The organism is Streptomyces dioscori, assembly GCF_003024195.1.
GTDB lineage: Bacteria > Actinomycetota > Actinomycetes > Streptomycetales > Streptomycetaceae > Streptomyces > Streptomyces dioscori.
On the sequence record NZ_KZ679063.1, the window covers coordinates 57,278 to 71,606 of the forward strand.

Annotated in this window: 15 protein-coding genes; 9 read left to right on the plus strand and 6 right to left on the minus strand. The window is 69.7% G+C overall.

The features are described 5' to 3' along the window. Positions 1-1,035, minus strand: coding sequence for an NAD-dependent epimerase/dehydratase family protein (locus tag C6Y14_RS41375; protein WP_107022094.1), 1,035 nt, complete (start codon positions 1,033-1,035; stop codon positions 1-3). 56 nt (positions 1,036-1,091) lie between these two features. Continuing rightward, a complete protein-coding gene (locus C6Y14_RS41380; protein WP_107022095.1) occupies positions 1,092-2,141 on the minus strand; it encodes an aldo/keto reductase in 1,050 nt (349 codons plus the stop codon). A 75-nt stretch (positions 2,142-2,216) separates the two neighbouring features. Between C6Y14_RS41380 and C6Y14_RS41385 the strand changes: the two genes are divergently transcribed. Together C6Y14_RS41385 and C6Y14_RS44740 are read left to right on the plus strand one after the other, a co-directional pair. Beyond that, positions 2,217-2,753 (plus strand): TetR/AcrR family transcriptional regulator, encoded by a 537-nt coding sequence (locus C6Y14_RS41385; RefSeq protein ID WP_107022096.1) that lies wholly within the window; start codon positions 2,217-2,219, stop codon positions 2,751-2,753. Positions 2,754-2,949: 196 nt separating this feature from the next. Next, positions 2,950-3,108, plus strand: coding sequence for a hypothetical protein (locus C6Y14_RS44740; protein ID WP_159074409.1), 159 nt, complete (start codon positions 2,950-2,952; stop codon positions 3,106-3,108). Between the two features lie 199 nt (positions 3,109-3,307). Here the strand turns inward: C6Y14_RS44740 and C6Y14_RS41390 are convergent, their stop codons facing one another. Further along, positions 3,308-5,848, minus strand: coding sequence for an ABC transporter permease (locus C6Y14_RS41390; protein ID WP_107022097.1), 2,541 nt, complete (start codon positions 5,846-5,848; stop codon positions 3,308-3,310). Between the two features lie 106 nt (positions 5,849-5,954). Beyond that, the gene (locus tag C6Y14_RS41395; RefSeq protein WP_199855050.1) at positions 5,955-6,737 is read right to left on the minus strand and encodes an ABC transporter ATP-binding protein; all 783 of its coding nucleotides are present in this window, start codon (positions 6,735-6,737) and stop codon (positions 5,955-5,957) included. Positions 6,738-7,054: 317 nt separating this feature from the next. Between C6Y14_RS41395 and C6Y14_RS41400 the strand changes: the two genes are divergently transcribed. From C6Y14_RS41400 to C6Y14_RS41415, 3 genes are all read left to right on the plus strand, one after another. Further along, entirely contained in the window at positions 7,055-7,591 is a 537-nt protein-coding gene (locus tag C6Y14_RS41400) for a dihydrofolate reductase family protein (RefSeq protein WP_107022098.1), read from the plus strand. Positions 7,592-7,887: 296 nt separating this feature from the next. Further along, positions 7,888-8,130, plus strand: a complete 243-nt coding sequence (locus tag C6Y14_RS41410; RefSeq protein ID WP_225891538.1) for an RNA polymerase sigma factor — start codon at positions 7,888-7,890, stop codon at positions 8,128-8,130. Then, a complete protein-coding gene (locus C6Y14_RS41415) occupies positions 8,127-8,720 on the plus strand; it encodes a hypothetical protein (protein ID WP_107022100.1) in 594 nt (197 codons plus the stop codon). The genes C6Y14_RS41410 and C6Y14_RS41415 overlap by 4 nt, the downstream gene beginning before the upstream one ends. Positions 8,721-8,774: 54 nt before the next feature. Here C6Y14_RS41415 and C6Y14_RS41420 read toward each other — a convergent pair whose 3' ends face one another. Further along, complete coding sequence (locus C6Y14_RS41420) at positions 8,775-9,179, minus strand: FKBP-type peptidyl-prolyl cis-trans isomerase (protein WP_107022101.1); 405 nt, start codon at positions 9,177-9,179, stop codon at positions 8,775-8,777. A gap of 284 nt (positions 9,180-9,463) precedes the next feature. Continuing rightward, the gene (locus tag C6Y14_RS41425) at positions 9,464-10,099 is read right to left on the minus strand and encodes a TetR/AcrR family transcriptional regulator (RefSeq protein WP_107022102.1); all 636 of its coding nucleotides are present in this window, start codon (positions 10,097-10,099) and stop codon (positions 9,464-9,466) included. A 153-nt stretch (positions 10,100-10,252) separates the two neighbouring features. Here C6Y14_RS41425 and C6Y14_RS41430 point away from each other — a divergent pair, with 153 nt between their 5' ends. The 4 genes from C6Y14_RS41430 to C6Y14_RS41445 are packed head-to-tail and all read left to right on the plus strand — an operon-like array spanning position 10,253 to position 14,287. After that, positions 10,253-11,059, plus strand: coding sequence for a sugar phosphate isomerase/epimerase family protein (locus tag C6Y14_RS41430; protein ID WP_107022103.1), 807 nt, complete (start codon positions 10,253-10,255; stop codon positions 11,057-11,059). Continuing rightward, positions 11,059-12,177: a Gfo/Idh/MocA family protein gene (locus C6Y14_RS41435; RefSeq protein WP_107022104.1), complete on the plus strand. Its 1,119-nt coding sequence runs from the start codon at positions 11,059-11,061 to the stop codon at positions 12,175-12,177. Before C6Y14_RS41430 ends, C6Y14_RS41435 begins: the two co-directional genes overlap by 1 nt. Next, positions 12,174-13,277, plus strand: coding sequence for a Gfo/Idh/MocA family protein (locus C6Y14_RS41440; RefSeq protein ID WP_225891539.1), 1,104 nt, complete (start codon positions 12,174-12,176; stop codon positions 13,275-13,277). The genes C6Y14_RS41435 and C6Y14_RS41440 overlap by 4 nt, the downstream gene beginning before the upstream one ends. Then, a complete protein-coding gene (locus C6Y14_RS41445; protein ID WP_107022105.1) occupies positions 13,274-14,287 on the plus strand; it encodes a sugar phosphate isomerase/epimerase family protein in 1,014 nt (337 codons plus the stop codon). Before C6Y14_RS41440 ends, C6Y14_RS41445 begins: the two co-directional genes overlap by 4 nt. The last annotated feature ends 42 nt before the right edge of the window (positions 14,288-14,329 follow it).

The window sequence follows — 14,329 nt, forward strand, 5'->3', positions numbered from 1 at the left end:
TTACGAGCCGGGCCGTGCCCCGATGCCGTGGGCGAGGAGGCTCTCCGCGGTCTCAGCGATGGTGTCCTCGATGGGCCGCGCCCGCCACCCGAGAAGCCTCTCCGCCTTGCTGCTCGTGGCATCGAGATCCCGGCCGAGCTGGTGCCTGAGCAGACGCAGCTCCGGGTTCACGGCGCCCAGCGCGCGTGCGAGCCACACGGGCAGTTCCCGGGTCGGGGCCTTCGCGGCGCGCTCGCCCAGGCGGTCGCGCAGGATGCGTGCGATGTCGACGACGCGCAGGCTGGAACCGGCGACCGCGAGGAAGCGCTCGCCGTCGGCCGCCGGATCGGTCATCGCGCGCATATGCAGATCCGCGACGTCGCGGACGTCGACGAAGCCCATCCCGAAGGGAGGGCACGCGGGGACCCGGCCTTCGAGCATCCTGCGCACCAGGCGCAGGGACGGCGGGTCGTCCGGTCCGAGGAGCGGTCCGAGGACCCCCACCGGATGGATCGCCGCCAGTTCCATGCCGCCGCCCTCATCGGTGACGAACTGCCAGGCGGCGCGTTCGGCGAGTGTTTTGGACCGTTGGTAGGGCGGGATGTCGCCGTCGACGTTCGTCCAGTCCTCCTCGGTGAACGGAGCCGTACGCCGGGGGTGCCCGATGCCGATGGCGCCGAAGGCGCTCGTCAGGACGACCCGGCGTACCCGTGCGTCGCGGGCGGCGCGCAGGACCCGCAGGACGCCTTCGCGCGCGGGGATCACCAGTTCGTCGTCGTTCGCCGGCGCGCGCCGCAGGGTCGGCGACGCGACGTGGAGGACGAAGTCGCAGTCGGCGACGGCGTCGTCCCAGCCTTCGGGGTGTTCGAGGTCGGCGCGCACGACCGTGAGCCGGTCGTCGTCGAGGGGGGCTGCCGCACGGAGCCAGGAGCGCAGTTCCGGCTCGCGTCGCAGGTCGCGGACCGTGGTGCGTACGGTGTGTCCGGCGTCGAGCAGGGTCAGGACGCACCAGCTCCCGACGAATCCCGTTCCTCCGGTGACCAGTACCTGTGCCATTCTCATCTCCTCAGCTCATGAGTCGCATGTCAGGGGGCCGGGGCGGACGGCGGGGTTCATGCGAGGGCCATGCCGGGAACGCGGCGGCGGATGGCTTCCATCTCGGCCTCGTCGGAGACGCCCTGCCAGTCGTGCCGGGGGGTGTACGGGGCTTCCAGGGCCCGCACTTCGTCGTCGGTGAGTTCGATGCCGAGGGACGCCACGGCCTCGTCGATCTGCCGGATCGAACCGGCGCCGACCAGGGGCGCGGTGACCACCGGCTGGTGTCGCAGCCAGGCGAGGGCGATCTGTGCCCGGCTGACACCGCGGGCGTTCGCGGTCTGCCCGACCGCTTCGATGACGGCGCGGTTGGACGCCTCCTCGGCCGGTGAGTAGAGCAGGTCGGCGTAGGCGCCGTCCGTCTCGGAGCGCACCGTCGAGTGGGAGTCGTCCCACGGGCGGGCGAGGCGCCCGCGGGCCAGCGGCGACCAGACGACCGTGCCCACGCCTTCGTCCAGGCACAGCGGGATCATCTCCCGCTCCTCCTCACGGGCGAGCAGGTTGTAGTGGTCCTGCATCGACACGAACCGCGCCCAGCCGTGTCGCTTCTGCAGGTGCAGCGCCTTCGCGAACTCCCACGCGTGCATGGACGAGGCACCCAGGTAGCGGACCTTGCCGGCCTTCACGACGTCGTGGAGCGCTTCGAGTGTCTCCTCCCACGGGGTCGAGCGGTCGTTGCGGTGGATCTGGTAGAGGTCGATGTGGTCCGTGCCGAGGCGGCGCAAGGAGTGGTCGATCTCGGTCATGACGGCCTTGCGTGACAGGCCACGGCCGTTGGGGCCGGGCCGCATCGGATGGCGCAGTTTGGTGGCGATCACCACGGCGTCGCGCTCGGCGAAGTCCTTGAGCGCGCGGCCGAGGATCTCCTCGCTGGAGCCGTTGGAGTACATGTTCGCGGTGTCGAAGAAGTTGATCCCCGCCTCCAGCGCGTGCCTGATGAGCGGGCGGGCCTCGTCCTCGCGCTTCGACCAGACGGGGTGGCCCCGGTCGGGTTCGCCGTAGGTCATCGCACCGATCGCGATGGGGGACACGTCGAGGCCGGTCGTGCCCAGCTTGATGTAACGCATGACGCTCCTTAAAGTATGCGGAGAGGTCTCCACATACGGTAGTGGAGAGCTCTCCACTTAGCAAAGCGAGGTCCCGTGGTCCGTTCGGACGCCCGTGAGAACAGGGCACGCATCCTCACCGCCGCGCGCGAAGCGCTCGCGGTCGACGGCAGTACGTCGCTCAACCAGATCGCCCAGCGCGCGGGGGTCGGCCCGGGCACCCTGTACCGCAACTTCCCGACCCGAGAGTCGCTGGTCCTGGCCGTCTACCAGGACGAGGTCGCACGCATCACCGGCACCGTGACGGGCCTGCTGGAGCGGATGCCGCCGCTGGAAGCGCTGCGCGACTGGACGGTCGAACTGGTCGAGGCCATGCGCAGGAAGCACGGCCTGGGCGACGCCCTCGGCCCGGGAGCGCACCAGGCGATCAGCGAGCACAGTTACGGGCCGGTCGTCGCCGCGATCACGGAACTCCTCGACGCCGGCAAGGAGGACGGAAGCATCCGCGCGGACGCCGATCCGCGCGACTTCCTCCAGCTCACCGGCGCACTGTGGCGCGCCGCGGCCGGCCCCGAGGACCGGGCGCCCCAGATGCTCGCGCTCATCCTCGACGGGCTGCGCACGTACCGGTAGGGACCCGGCGTCGGCCTGGGAGGCTGCTCGTCGCACCCAAGGAGCACGCCGGACACGTGGTCCGCGACCTGGACGCGGCGGCCGACATGGCTGCACGCCGGCGCGCGGTCGGAGGCGCCCAGGGCGTAATTCAATTGACGGAGGATTCCGGCAACGTACGACCGAGCGGATCGTCCGTCCGGCCAATGCCGTCGGCATGACCACGGGGTACGGCTGGGCGAGCCGGTCGCGGCCGACGGTGTACCTGCTCATGGCATACGGCAAAGCCGAGGAAGTGTCCGAGTACGCCGCGACTCCGGCCCGCGAGCACGGCCTCGTCCGCTACCACCCGCAGAGCGAATGCCGGCGCGCGTAGCCCGTTCCTTCGAGACCGTGCTGCTGCAGCCGGCATGACAGCGTGAGGCGGCGGCAGCAAGAGGGTTCACGGCCGGACCCCTTCACAAGCACGTCCCATGGTGAGATGACGTGGAACAACGCCTTGGCCCCGGCGAACCGGCGTCGGCCGGGCTGGAGAACCAGCCCGGCCGACGTGGGTGTTCGCGCGAGGCGGGAGGCTACTCGGACTTGATGGCCGCCAGCATGTTGAGCTTGGAGGCGCGGCGGGCGGGCCACACCGCGGCCAGCATGCCCACGCCGGCGGCGAGGACGAGGAAGAGCCCCAACCGGCCCCAGGGCATGACCAGTTCGTACGTCGGAAGCGAGGGAGCGATCAGCTCGCCGGCCGCCCAGCCGAAGAACGCACCGAGGCACAGGCCGAGGACCGCGCCGAAGAGCGAGATGACCAGTGACTCCAGGCGCACCATGCGCTTGATTCCCTTGCGGTCCAGGCCGATGGCGCGCAACATGCCGATTTCCCGGGAACGCTCGAAGACCGACATGGCCAGGGTGTTGATGACGCCGAGGACGGCGACGATCACGGCCATGGCGAGCAGCCCGTAGAGCATGTTCAGCAGAAGGGTGATCGCCTTGGCGATGTCGTTGGAGATGTCCTTCTTGTCCTGCACGTTGATGGCCGGGTTGTCGCCGAGCGCCTTCTGCAAGGCATCCTTCGTGGCCTGGTTCGGGCCGTCCTCGGTCTTCACCATGACCTTGTTGTCGGTGACGTCGGCCATGTGTGCGGAGAGCACCGCGCTGTCGATGACGATTCCGTCGAGCAGGGAGTTGCCCTCGTAGACGCCCGCGACGGTGAACTGCTTCCTGGCGCCGTCCTCGAAGGTGACCGGGACCTTCGAGCCCGCGTGCCAGTTGTTGTCCTGGGCGGTGTCGTCGTCGACGACGATGTTGTTCCCGGTGACCTCGGAGAGCGAGCCGGAGCTGAAGTCGACCGAGATCATCTGGCCGATGGTGTCGCCGTCGACGCCGGTGAGCGCTGTCGTGTCGCCGTCGACCAGGGCCGGGGAGGTGCGCTGGGTGCTGGTGGCGGTGACGCCGTCGGTGCGCTTGAGCGTCTTCTCCACATCCGGTGACAGGCCGGTGGCGCCGATGGCTCCCAGGGAGACGACGTAGTCACTGCGCAATGAGCCCGCGGCCATCTCGTCGATGCTCTTCTGCACGCTTCCCGCGATCACGGTCAGGCCGGTGATGAGGGTGAGGCCGATCATGAGCGCGGAGGCGGTGGCGGCGGTGCGGCGGGGGTTGCGTACCGCGTTCTGGCGGGCGAGCTTGCCCGCGATACCGAAGACGCGCAGTACCGGTGCCGAGGCGGCGATCATCGGCCGGGACAGCAGAGGGGTGAGCACGAACACGCCGATCACCAGTGCGCCGGCGCCCAAGCCCATGGGTGCCTTGGCGTCGCCGCTGCTCATACCCGTCCCGGCGAGGACCAGTGCGACACCGCCGCCGGCGAGAATCGCGCCGATGGTGTTGCGTACGACGAGGCCGCGGCCGCTCGGAGCGGTGTGCACGCTGCTCATCGCGGCGATCGGGGGGATCTTCGCGGCGCGGCGGCCGGGCAGCCAGGCGGCGAGGACCGTGACGACAACGCCGACGACGAGCGCGGCAAGGACGGTGGTCGAGGAGACGATCAGCGGCCCGTCGGGGACCGTGGAGCCCGTGACGCCCAGCAGCGAGCGCAGTGCGGCCCCGAGACCGATGCCGGCGAGGAGACCGGTGACGGCAGCGACCGAACCGACGACGGTGGCCTCGATCAGTACCGAGCGGGTCACCTGGCGGCGGCTGGCACCGACCGCGCGCATCAGGGCGAGTTCCCGGGTGCGCTGGGCGACCAGCATGGTGAAGGTGTTGGCGATGATGAAGATGCTGACGAAGAGCGCGATCCCGGCGAACACCAGCAGGCCGGTCTGCAGGCCGCTCATGCCGGCCTTGATGTCCTTGGCCTGGTCGTCGGCGAGCTTCTTTCCGGTGACCGCCTCCGCCCTGGCGGGCAGCAGCTTGTCCACGCCGGCCTTCAGTGTCGCCTGGGAGGTGCCCGCAGCGGCCCGGATGTCGATCTGGTCGTACTGGCCGGACCCGGTGAACAGCTTCTGCGCGGTGGCGTTGTCGAAGAGCGTGAGGGTGCCGCCCGCCGCGACATTGCCGTCGTCGGTGGTGAAGATGCCGACGACCTTCTTCTGGCGCACCGGGCCGTCGGTGGACAGCCGCACGGTGTCGCCGACACGGTAGTCGCCGCGGTCGGCGGTCCTGGAATCCAGTGCCACCTCGGCGGCGGTGACCGGGGCGCGGCCGGAGCCGAGGTCGTACCGCGGATCCTTGCCGTTCTTCGCGGGGTAGTAGTTGCCGCCGGTGCTGGAGAAGCCGTTGCCGAGGAGGTCGCCGTCCTTGTCGGCGACGGCGGTGTAGCCGGCCACCGTGCCGGTGACGGTCCCGGCCCCGGGAACGGCCGAGACCCGGTCCAGCAGGCGCTGGCTCAGCCGTGGTGGGTCGCCGGGAGTCGCGTCGTCGTTCTTGTCGTGCGGGCGGACCGCGACGTCGACGGTGTCGAATCCCTTCTCGGAGCTCTTCTGGTAGGCCTTCGAGATCGTGTCGGTGAACACCAGGGTGCCGGAGACGAAGGCGACGCCGAGGAGCACGGCGAGCACCGTCATCAGCAACCGGGCCTTGTGGGCGAGCACATTGCGCAGGGCGGTACGGAACATGGGGGAGTCCTGGGGGGAGAAGGCGGGAGCGTGGTGGCCGGTTCGCGACGCGGCGGCGCCGGGCCGGGAGGCCGCCGCGCCGCGTCAGTTCGTGGTCGGCCCGTGGTCAGCTCGTGCGTCCCTTGGCGTCGAAGCGCTTCATGCGGTCGAGGACGCTGCCGGCGGTCGGGTCGTACAGCTCGTCGACGATCCGGCCGTCGGCAAGGAAGATCACCCGGCCCGCGTGGGTGGCCGCGACCGGGTCATGGGTGACCATGACGACGGTCTGGCCGAGCTGCTGCACCGAGTTGCGCAGGAAGCCCAGGACCTCGGCGCCGGAGCGTGAGTCGAGGTTGCCGGTGGGCTCGTCGGCGAACATGATCTCGGGCTTGCCGGCCAGCGCACGGGCCACGGCCACACGCTGCTGTTGACCACCGGAGAGCTGATTCGGACGGTGCTTGAGCCGCCCGGACAGGCCGACGGTCTCCACGACCATGTCCACCCACTCCTTGTTGGGCTTGCGGCCGGCGATGTCCATGGGGAGCGTGATGTTCTCCAGCGCGGTCAGCGTCGGCAGCAGGTTGAAGGCCTGGAAGATGAAGCCGATCTTGTCACGGCGCAGTTGGGTGAGCTTCTTGTCCTTGAGCGAGGACACCTCGACGTCGCCGATGCGCGCCGAGCCGCCGGAAATGGCGTCCAGACCGGCCATGCAGTGCATGAGCGTGGATTTGCCGGAGCCCGAGGGGCCCATGATCGCCGTGAATTCGGCCTGCCGGAACTCGACAGAGACGCTGTCCAGGGCGACCACCTGGGTCTCGCCCTGTCCGTAGACCTTGGTGAGGTCCGTTGCGCGGGCCGCGGCCACGGCGGGGCGGGTCGCGGTGGGGGCGCCGGAGGGGAAGGCGGTCACGGTGGAGTGCTCCTGTCGTAGGCGGGCCGTTGGACCGGAGTTCGCCGCGGGCCCGGGAGGATGAACCGATGGGGTTTCGTTGTGGTCTCCATCGTCTGTGCCGGCGAGACGTCATACATCCGACCGCGCGCCCGTTACCGTTCCGGACCAAAGTCGAAGGCGGTGGTCGCGGAGTAGTCCTCAAGAAGGAGAGACCTCCGCCGGGAGGATGCTGCGGTGGCGCCATGGGACAGGTCCGGGTTCCGGCTGACGCCGGAGCAGAGGTCGCTCACCGACCTATGATGCGATCCCGCCCTCTACTTGCTTGGAGAAGACGCATGAGGGATGCGAGCACCGGCAAAGTGGTCGTGAACAGGGTGATGTCCCTGGACGGTTTCATCGCCGGTCCCGGCCACACGATGGACTGGATCTTCGAGCACATGACGTCGGCGACGTTCCCGGATGTCATGGCGGCCACGGGCGCCATGCTCATCGGGCGGGGCACGTACGAGGTCGGCAAGCGGATGTCCGAGGAGAACACGGGCTACGACGGCGGGGCTCAGTTCGTGCTCACTCACCGCCCGCCCGAGGAGCCGGACCCCGACGTCACCTTCCTCACCTGCGACATCGAGGAGGCCCTGGCCGCGGCACGCCGAGCCGCCGGCGACAAGAACGTGGAGATCCTCGGAGCCGATGTGGCCGCCCAGTGCCTGCAGCGAGGCCTCGTCGACGAGATCCTGGTGTACGTGCTGCCGGTGCTGCTCGGCGACGGCGTCCGCTTCGCACCGCCGGGCCTCGACCGGATCGACCTGGAGCCGTTCAGCAACGTCCAGTCGGGCGGAGTCACCATGCTGCGCTTCCACGTGCGCACGTGACGGTCGCGACCAGGGGCCGTCTTCGAACTGACCTCGCCCGCAGCATGAATGGCGCGAGGACGACCGCTGGTTCGTAGGCGGCACCCGGCACCGGCACCCGGCACCGGCACCCGGCACCCGGCACCGGCACCCGGCACCGGCACCCGGCACCGGCACCCGGCACCCGGCACCCGGCACCCGGCACCGACACCCGGTACCGACATCCGGCACCGGCACCCGACCTCGTTCGCGAACCCTGCGAGGCAGGTGCTCCGTCGCTGGTGAAAGAAAGCGGATGGTGCCGGACAGGCGGAGGTATGGAGTTCAAGCTGGAGCGTGGGCGTCCCCCGGAGCGGGAAGCCCGATTCGAGGCGCTGGTGGGCGTGGTCGCCGAGCCGCTGCACCGGTATCTGCGTCGGCGTGCGGATGCCGGTGCGGTCGATGACGTACTCGCGGAGACGATGCTGGTGCTGTGGCGCAGGCTGGAGGATGTGCCGGGGCTCGGCGCAGGGTCGGCCGCACATATGTCTGGTGAAGGACAAGGAAGGAGCGACCGGTGAACGATGAGGAACTGCTCGCCCGGCTGCAGGCCGCCGACCCCGCATCGGCCTCGGTGGCTCCTCCACCCGATCCCCACCGGCTGATGGAGGCCACCATGACCGTCGACACCGACATGCGAACCGTGCAGGCGTCCCCCCACCGGCCTCGCCGCCGTCTGGCCCTCGTGGCAGCGGCGGTGCTCGCGGTGGCCGGCGGCATCGCCTGGGGCACGATGGACTCCTCCGACGACACCCCGTCCGCGCTTGTCCTCAAGGCCGCTGGAGAGAGCGGCGAAGCCAAGTGTGCGGGGCCCACCGTCGACAGTCTGCGCGACCGGGCGACAGAGCAGACGGCAGCCTTCGAGGGCACGGTGGCTTCTGTCAGCGGCAATCAGGTCACCTTCAAGGTCGACCACTGGTACACCGACGGGGATGCCTCCACCGTCCGGGTCACGAACATCGAACACTGGGAGGACGGCGTCGTCTTCCGAGCGGGTGACCACGGATTCATCGTCGCCCACAACGGTTCCATCGGCTTTTGCGACAACGCGTTCTGGACCGATCCCTCCCTCCGCGGCCTCTTCCACCGGGCATTCGAACGCAGGGGCTGACAGAGCCTCGCCGACCTCGCCCACCCGGCGTGAAACGACCGGTGCACCTGAGCGCTAGGCCTTGCTCCAGCCTTCTACGCTGCGATACAGGTCCAGCAGGTCCACCACGAAGAGGAGGGTCGAGCCCGCCGGGATCAATGGTGACGGCGACTGATTGCCGTAGCCGAGACGCGGGGGAACGATGATCTCGCGTCGACCGCCGACCTTCATCCCCTTCACACCTCGGTCCCAGCCCTTGATGACCCTGCCACTGCCCAGGGCGAACTTGAACGGCTGGCCCCGGTCCCAGGAGGCATCGAACTCCTTCCCGGACCCGAAGGTCACCCCGACGTAGTGGACCCTGACCACCATGCCCGACTTCACCTCGGCCCCGTCCCCGACGACCAGGTCACGGATGGTCAACTCGGTAGGCGCTTCACCCTCCGGAACGTCTACCTGGGGCTTCGTCAGTTCACTCATCGCACCCTCATCGCTCGCTGTTGAATGTCCCTGCTTCGGTATCCTCCTGCGCAGGTCGTCGGAGGCCATGTGGCCAGAGACTACTGGGCAGTTGCCCCGCCACCGGAACCAAGGTGCCTGCCGGTCGACGGCCCCACCCGTCCCGACGCTGCAGTGCCCGACCGGGACGGTGCCGCGACGGCCGTCATGGCCAACGCGCGGCTGGACACCGAATCCGGCCGGACGGGGTCCCGTGGTGCCGGACGGTCAGGAGCCCCTGCTCGCGAGGCGGGCGCGGCGGCAGCTCACAAGGGTAGTTCGACGCTGATCACATTGCGGAGCATGCTCCGGAGGTGCTCCGGCATGTCGATGGTGTCCGGGCTGAGCAGCCATTGGACCTGGAGGCCGTCGATCAGGGCGATGAGGTTCACCGCCAGTTCGGACGGGGCCACGTGGGAGTGCAGCAGATCGCGGTCGGCGAGATCCTCGATGGCCCGGGTCATCTGGCTGCGTGCCCGCTCGTAGCGGGCGGTGAAGTACGGACGAGCCGGGTGGTCCGTGGTGGTCGCTTCGCTGGACAGGACCGCGAAGAGGCTCACGACGAGGGGGTTCGCCTGGTTGTGGGCGACCAGGCGGATCATGCTGGCGAAGTACTCCAGTCCGTCGGTGGGGTCGCCGTCGGTACGGAAGAAGTGCTGGTCGTCCTGGAGTTCACGTTCTTCCAGGACGGCTTCGAGCAAGGACTCCTTCGTCGGGAAGTGGTGCAGGAGCCCGGCCCTGGAGACACCGCATGCCGCGGCGAGCTGGACCGTGCTGGCGTGGCGGTAGCCGACCTGCCCGAACGCGGTGAGCGCGGCCTCGATGATCTGCGCCCGCCGCCGCTCGCCCTTGGGGTAGTTGCGTGAGCTCGCCGGCCGCGTTGCCGCTTCAGCCTTAGTCATACGGGAATGCTATCCACCGTAGAAAACCAGCAGGACTGTAGGTATCGTCCCTCCCGTCACAGATACCGACATGGGTGTAGGTATTCATGCTGCGCCTCGCTCCTGTCCGGACGTATCCGTGGCCCGGCCGTCGAACCCGAGAGGAAACCGCACATGCCCACGCCACAGCTGTCGCTCCAGCTCTACTCCGTCCGCCATGCCCTGGAAGCCGACCAGGACGCCACCCTTGCCAGAATCGCCGGGCTCGGGCTGAGCCAGGTGGAGGTGTTCGGCTTCGTACGCCGCGCCGAGGAACTGTCCGGGGCGCTGCGCCGCCACGGGCTGGCGGCCCGCACCGGGCACGCCGAACTGCTGTCCACACAGCGCCCCGACGGCGCCGACGTCCCGTCGCTCGACGACACCTTCGCCGCCGCCAAGCGGCTCGGCCTCGAACTGGTCATCGACCCGTTCGTCCCCGCGGCCCGGTGGACCGACGAGAAGGAGATCGCCCGAACAGCCGCGCTCCTGAACGAAGCGGCGGACCGCGCGGCGGAGCACGGGCTGCGCGTGGGCTACCACAACCACTCCCAGGAGTTCGTCCACACCGTCGACGGCTCCAGCGCCTTCGAGTACTTCGTGAGTCTCCTCGACCCCGGCGTGGACCTGGAGATAGACCTGTACTGGGCCTCCGCGGGCGGCAAGGACGTGGTCGGTCTGCTGGAACGCCTGGGCGCACGGGTGAAGGCCCTGCATGTGAAGGACGGCGCGATCATCGACGACCCGTTCTTCTCCGGGGTGCCGCTGGACCCCGCCGACACCGGGCAGGTCGCCCCCGGTCAGGGACAGGTGCCGCTCGACGAGGCGCTGGCCGCCGCCGCGCACGCCGAGTTCGCCATCATCGAGTTCGACCACTACGACGGTGACATCTTCGAGGGCATCGAGTCCGCCGTCCGCTACCTGGCCGCGAGGGGCATCGCCTGATGACGACACGTACTCCGGTCGGTGTCGGTCTCATCGGTGCCGGCAACATCAGCGACCAGTACCTGACCAACCTCACGGCGTTTCCCGATGTACGGGTGCTGGCCGTCGGCGACCTCGACACCGCACGGGCCCGGGGCCAGGCGCAGAAGTACGGGGTGGAGCTGTGGGGAGCGCCGGAGCTCGTCCTGGCGCATCCCGACGTCGACATCGTCGTCAACCTGACCATCCCGGCCGTCCACGCGGAGGTCAGTTCGGCGATCATCGCCGCGGGCAAGCACGTCTGGTCGGAGAAGCCCATCGCGATCGACCGGCTCAGCGCCCGGTCCCTCCTCGACACGGCCTCCGCCGCAGGTCTTCGCGTGGGCATCGCACCCGACACCGTCCTCGGCCCCGGTCTGCAGACCGCCCGCAGGGCCATCGCCCGCGGCGACATAGGCACTCCGCTGTCCGCGTACACCGTCATGCAGTACGCGGGCCCGGACCTGTGGCACCCCGACCCCGAGTTCCTCTTCGCCAAGGGCGCGGGCCCCCTCTTCGACATGGGCCCCTACTACCTCACGGCCCTGGTCAGCCTGTTCGGCTCCATCAGCCGGGTCTCCGCCGTAGGCTCGACCGGCCGTCCCACCCGAACCATCCGCGCCGGCGCCAGAGCCGGCACGGACTTCACCGTCGGCGTCCCCACCCACATCGCCGCCATCGCCCGGTTCGACTCCGGCGCGGTCAGCCAGAGCACGTTCAGCTTCGACTCCCCCCTCACCCGCACCGGCGTCGTCGAGATCACCGGAACCGAGGGCACTCTCGTCGTGCCCGACCCGAACACGTTCGCCGGCGACGTGCGGATCACCCGCGTCCCCCGGCCGGGCAGTGAGCCGGTGTGGGAGACCGTCCCGCCCGTCGGAGTCGCATCGGGCCGCGGCCTGGGAGTGCTGGACATGGCACGCGCCATCCGCGCCGGGCAACCGCACATCGCCACAGGAGAACTCGGCTACCACGTGCTCGACGCCCTCATGGCCATCGACGAAGCAGCCGCCTCCGGCGAGACCGCCCACGTCACCAGCGGGATCGGCGACCTCCCGCTCGTACCCGAGGACCGAGACCCCTACGGAGCCACGCTGTGACCCCACCCATCCGCGCCGGATTCATCGGCGGCGGCTTCATGGCCACGGTGCACACCCGCGCCGGCCGGGCCGCACGCGGGCGTCTCACCGCCCTGGCCAGCTCCACCCCCGAGCGGGCCAAGCAGGCCGCACACGACCTCGACGTCGAACGACACGAGCCGGACGCCCACGCCCTGGCCACCGCACGCGACCTGGACGTCGTCCACGTCTGCAGTCCCAACCACCTGCACGCCGAACACGCCCTGGCCGCGCTCCACGCGGGCACCCATGTCATCTGCGAGAAACCCCTGGCCACCACGGCCGCGCAGGCGGCACGCCTCGTGCACGCGGCACACGCGGCCGACCGCGTCGCCGCCGTGCCCTTCGTCTACCGCTACCACCCGATGGCCCGCCAGGCCCGGGCACTGGTGGCAGGCGGCGAACTGGGGACCGTCCTCACCCTCGACGCCTCCTACCTCCAGGACTGGATGCTGCAGGCGAGCGACGACAACTGGCGGGCGCGGGAGGAAGCGGGAGGGCCCTCCCGGGCCTTCGCCGACATCGGCTCCCACCTGTGCGACCTGATCGAGTTCGTCACCGGACAGCGCATCCACCGCCTCACCGCCCGCACACGCACCGTCTTCACGAGCCGGGGCGATCATCCGGTGACCAACGAGGACATCGCCGCGCTCATCGTGGAACTCGGCGACGGCGCCCTGGGCACCCTGCTCATCAGTCAGCTCGCGCCCGGCCGCAAGAACAGTCTCACGCTGGAACTGCACGGCACCCGGCAGAGCGTGCGCTTCGAGCAGGAGCGCCCCGAAGAGCTGTGGATCGGCAGGCCGAACGGATCGCAGACCGTGCTGCGCGATCCGCGGACCGCGGCCCCCGACTCCGCCCGCATGTCCCCGCTGCCGGCCGGTCACCCCCTGGGCTACCAGGACGCGTTCACCGCCTTCGTCACCGACGTCTACAGCGCCATCCGCGGTCACGTCCCCGCGGGGATGCCCACGTTCGCCGACGGACTGCGCGCGGTCCGTCTCACCGAAGCCGTCCTGGCATCCGCCCGCGACAACGGGGCCTGGATCGACACCGCGCCCGACACCGAGGAGCGAGTATGACCGCACCCACGCATCCCGTCACCCTGTTCACCGGCCAGTGGGCCGACCTTCCCTTCGAGGAAGTCGCCGAACTGGCCGCCTCCTGGGGCTACGACGGCCTGGAGATCGCCGCGTCCGGAGACCACCTGGACCTGCGGCGCGCCGACGAGGACGACGCATACCTGACCTCGCGGCTGGAGGTCCTCGACCGTCACGGCCTGAAGGCGTACGCGATCTCCAACCATCTGGCCGGGCAGGCGGTGTGCGACGCCCCCATCGACTTCCGCCACCAGGCGATCCTGCGGCCGTACGTCTGGGGCGACGGCGACGCCGAAGGAGTGCGGCAGCGGGCCGCAGAGGACATGAAGCGCTCCGCCCGCGTGGCCCGCAAGCTGGGCATCGACACGGTGGTCGGCTTCACCGGCTCATCGATCTGGCCGTACGTCGCCATGTTCCCGCCGGTCCCCGCCTCCGTCATCGACGCCGGGTACGAGGATTTCGCGGCCCGCTGGAATCCCGTCCTCGACGTTTTCGACAGCGAGGGCGTCCGGTTCGCCCACGAGGTCCACCCCGGTGAGATCGCCTACGACTACTGGACGAGCGTGCGCACCCTGGAAGCCATCGGGCACCGCCCGGCGTTCGGTTTCAACTGGGACCCCAGCCACATGATGTGGCAGAACATCGACCCCGTCGGATTCATCACCGACTTCAAGGACCGCATCTACCACGTCGACTGCAAGGACACCCGGCTGCGCCCGCGCAACGGCAGGGCCGGTGTGCTCGGGTCGCACCAGCCGTGGGGCGACCCGCGCCGGGGCTGGGACTTCGTGTCCACCGGGCACGGAGACGTCCCGTGGGAGGACGCGTTCCGGGCGCTGGAGGCGATCGGCTACAGCGGTCCCATCTCCGTGGAGTGGGAGGACGCCGGTATGGACCGACTGCACGGTGCCGCCGAAGCCGTCGGCTTCGTACGCTCCCTGCTGTGGCCGAAACCGCAGGCGTCGTTCGACGCCGCCTTCAGTAACCAGTAGGCGTCGCGCTTCAGTATTCCTGGGGCTGGCGCAGCTTTCAGC

Coding starts and splice junctions, on each gene's coding strand:
- C6Y14_RS41375 (WP_107022094.1), bottom strand. CDS start 1,035: ATGGCACAGGTACTGGTCACCGGAGGAACGGGATTCGTCGGGAGCTGG.
- C6Y14_RS41380 (WP_107022095.1), bottom strand. CDS start 2,141: ATGCGTTACATCAAGCTGGGCACGACCGGCCTCGACGTGTCCCCCATC.
- C6Y14_RS44740 (WP_159074409.1), top strand. CDS start 2,950: ATGACCACGGGGTACGGCTGGGCGAGCCGGTCGCGGCCGACGGTGTAC.
- C6Y14_RS41390 (WP_107022097.1), bottom strand. CDS start 5,848: ATGTTCCGTACCGCCCTGCGCAATGTGCTCGCCCACAAGGCCCGGTTG.
- C6Y14_RS41400 (WP_107022098.1), top strand. CDS start 7,055: ATGAGGGATGCGAGCACCGGCAAAGTGGTCGTGAACAGGGTGATGTCC.
- C6Y14_RS41410 (WP_225891538.1), top strand. CDS start 7,888: ATGGAGTTCAAGCTGGAGCGTGGGCGTCCCCCGGAGCGGGAAGCCCGA.
- C6Y14_RS41420 (WP_107022101.1), bottom strand. CDS start 9,179: ATGAGTGAACTGACGAAGCCCCAGGTAGACGTTCCGGAGGGTGAAGCG.
- C6Y14_RS41425 (WP_107022102.1), bottom strand. CDS start 10,099: ATGACTAAGGCTGAAGCGGCAACGCGGCCGGCGAGCTCACGCAACTAC.
- C6Y14_RS41430 (WP_107022103.1), top strand. CDS start 10,253: ATGCCCACGCCACAGCTGTCGCTCCAGCTCTACTCCGTCCGCCATGCC.
- C6Y14_RS41435 (WP_107022104.1), top strand. CDS start 11,059: ATGACGACACGTACTCCGGTCGGTGTCGGTCTCATCGGTGCCGGCAAC.
- C6Y14_RS41445 (WP_107022105.1), top strand. CDS start 13,274: ATGACCGCACCCACGCATCCCGTCACCCTGTTCACCGGCCAGTGGGCC.